Below are 2,961 nucleotides of genomic sequence, written 5' to 3'. Positions count from 1 at the left end.
ATTTTTTTGTGTAATACCGTCCATATTAGGAAAGTTGTTTTTAGACAATTCCTAAATGCATGCACCAGACATCTACAGGGCAGTTTCATCATTTCCGTCACCATCTGTTTTGAAAGTTTGCATTTCAAACTCTGGCTTGCCATTGGGGGGAAGCAATGGTGGCAGGCCCTTGGCATCCTTTTTGTTCAAGAAGCAATAAGATGACTCATCAACAGGGGGGGACTTGTAGGTGATTTTCAAATAGCCCTCTTTCACTTTTGCAAGTTTCACTTCTGCAAATTTCAATTGCTTCGGGTCAAAACCACTGGTGTCAAGGGCGTTCAGATAATCTTTATTCTGATAGTGATTGCGAATTATATCTGTAGCTTCAAAGGGTCCGGGGCAAAATGCTGCAGCGGTGGAAAATAACACCTGGCCGGCAGCATAGTAGTGTGGCCCAAAGGCTGCGTTCAATGCCTGCTTGTAAATGAATGCGGCAACGGAGTTGGGTGTTGTATAGTTAACAACGGTCTTGACAGCCCAGGGGCCAAACTGGACCGCTGCACCTCCTCCACAGCGCCCGGCCACGCCAATAGCCAAAGGCCTGACCACATAGGCTGCGGTGCCGGAAAGCGTCCTGCAAGCATTAACTAATGTGTTTATTATCTCGGTACCTTTCATGGTTCACCTCCTTGGAAATTCTTTTGAACTATTGTTCTAGACCCTGTGGTTCCGGAAAAGTTCCGCAAAAGTTGGCTTATTGGGCAAAATAAATGTGGGTGATGCGGGGTGACCCTTGGGTGTCAGGGGGGCATGTGACAATGGTACTGACTTTATTTCCGGTTCTTTTGAATGACAAGTGGGCAAGTTTAAGTAACCAACCGGTTACTAATTCCTGATTATCGCCATGATACATTTTGATGTGGTTAACCACTCAGGGAGGTAATAGTTATGGAAGTGAATTCTACAACAGGCATTGGATCATCAGCCTTGCCTGGTATCCATGAACCCGGTCAGCCTGATGATGACCGGGAAAAAAAATACCGTTATGGCTGTTTTGCCTTAAAGCGTGTTGGTGATGATCAACCAATTCTTTTTCAGCGACAGAAAAACAATGTTAACGGTCCATTACCCAATTCGAAAAAAAGAGATATCAAGCCAGTAGTAATGGATGCTGTTCAATCAAGAATTAATGAAGTTACAGGTGTTGTTTGTGCAGCAAAAAGGAAAATTAGCCAATGTTGGTCTGAGGTTCTGGAAAAGTTTAACTCTGCTGAATATCAATATTTTTCGGCAAAATTTCATAAAGTAGCCGGATCAGGCCGGAACACGAAATATATCAAGTGTGAAATTGCTGATGATGGAAAATCAGCATTTCTTGGGCGGAAATACTTTCCCGGTTTACTGATTTACTCTACAACCGCAAATTGTGTAAATGCCAATAATAAAGTAAAAGTGAATAATAAAAAGTTGAAGTGCGGGATGCTCTCCAAACTTTATGCTGAAGGTCATATACCATGGGGAAAAAAAGGTTATGCCGAATGTGGCTCCATAGCACAATTGGAGAATCGGTTGCAGGAATTGGCACAATCTAACCCATCATTCAAGTTCGAATGTGCCATAAGACTGATCGGCAAGTGTACAGAAACTCATTGCTTTCAATTGGATGAATTCTCTCTGGTGTTAAACAGGCTGGTACAAAAATACCGGGATATGCCCTGTGGTGACAGTAAAGTCTTTTTACTAAGAGGTGGCCCATTTAGCAATGAACCCGGGCATGTTGGCCATTCAATGGTCCTGCGCCTGGAAAAGAAAACCCCGGGGATTCTGATTATTCGGCATTGGGATCCTAACTGGACGTTTTTGGACCAGAAGGTGATCCTTGGTCATCCTGATTGTGCTCAATTTCTAAAGCTTTCTGATCTTTATACACCTGAAGACGAACAACTTTTTTTTTCTAATGGTGTGGGAAGTTTAACTTTATTCGAAGGTGAGTCAGAAGAGTTTGATGAAAACTTGTATTGGCATGTTCGAACAGGTGACAGAGGTCACTGTGTATTTGAATTTAAAAATGGCATCTGGAGAAAGCCTCCAGAAGAGGATACTCCAATGGCAGATGGGTTCGATTATGCTGATACCATGAGTATCCTGGAAAATTGTATCTGGGCAATATTTGCTGATGAAACCAAATCGGAGAGTCAGAAACACGCCTTTCTGACGCACCTGTTCGATTATACCAATTTAACGGGTTTAATAAGAAGGCTGCCGTATCCATTCTGGAAAGCGCTGGGCGTATCCTGGATGTACCTGCAGGCCATTATGCCCAGTGATCAAGATCTTGATGTCCAAGTATGGGGAAAGGAATATCGTTTATTTTATGACTACATGTTGGAAGTGAGTAAAGAACCCGACTCTGAATATCTTGCCAGATCCTTGCAGGTGACTGTAAGTTTTAATGACTGGCACAGGAGTAAAGATATAATCCGCTCTGTGTTAATGGATTCCAGTAAATCCTGCGAGGAAAAAAAGTTAATTCTACAGGGGGGGAACGGCTGGTTTTCTGAGGCCGTAATGAAGGGTAAAAGTCCTGATGCAGTGCTTACTTATGTTCACGAGGTTCTGCAAAGTGATTTGCCAGAGAGTATCAAGGTTGATCTGCTAGAGGCAAAAAACAAGTTGGGCAAGCCTGTTTTTTGCGAGATGTTAAAGTGTTTTGATCTTGTTGATTTGGCGTATGAGTATGCTTTGAATATTCTGAAAAGTAATATGGATATCCAATCAAAGAGGAAAATATTATCAGTTGATCAAAGCTTGCAAATGATAGAAATGCTCGAAGAATCATCAGGTGGCACGTACGATACCAATTCATTCGATTCTGACAAGCTTCAGAATATTAAAGAAAGTATGAATGAACTGAAAAATGAACCAAATGGTTTTTGAGTGGTCCAAAGTTGTAAGGAAATTAAAAGTAGTTGTTAAATT

General features: G+C 41.9%; 2 protein-coding genes. One reads left to right on the top strand and one right to left on the bottom strand.

Features of this window, described 5'->3' with window-relative positions; translation table 11 throughout:
• Positions 1–72 precede the first annotated feature (72 nt).
• On the bottom strand, positions 73–660 hold the full coding sequence (locus KDK14_RS10145) for a hypothetical protein (RefSeq protein ID WP_257264987.1): 588 nt from the start codon (positions 658–660) through the stop codon (positions 73–75).
• Positions 661–1,146: 486 nt separating this feature from the next.
• Between KDK14_RS10145 and KDK14_RS10140 the strand changes: the two genes are divergently transcribed.
• Positions 1,147–2,919 carry a hypothetical protein gene (locus tag KDK14_RS10140; RefSeq protein WP_257264986.1) on the top strand — a complete coding sequence of 591 codons (1,773 nt, stop codon included), beginning with the start codon at positions 1,147–1,149 and terminating at the stop codon, positions 2,917–2,919.
• Positions 2,920–2,961: the final 42 nt, after the last annotated feature.

The sequence above is a fragment of the Endozoicomonas sp. ONNA2 genome (assembly GCF_024606365.1).
In the GTDB taxonomy this organism is placed as follows: domain Bacteria; phylum Pseudomonadota; class Gammaproteobacteria; order Pseudomonadales; family Endozoicomonadaceae; genus Endozoicomonas.
Note: the sequence above shows the minus strand (reverse complement) of the source record. Positions and strands in the feature narration are given on the sequence as shown.

What these genes read in the sequence shown, in the direction of transcription:
- KDK14_RS10145 (WP_257264987.1), bottom strand. Translation starts at nt 660, where the DNA reads ATGAAAGGTACCGAGATAATAAACACATTAGTTAATGCTTGCAGGACG.
- KDK14_RS10140 (WP_257264986.1), top strand. Translation starts at nt 1,147, where the DNA reads ATGGATGCTGTTCAATCAAGAATTAATGAAGTTACAGGTGTTGTTTGT.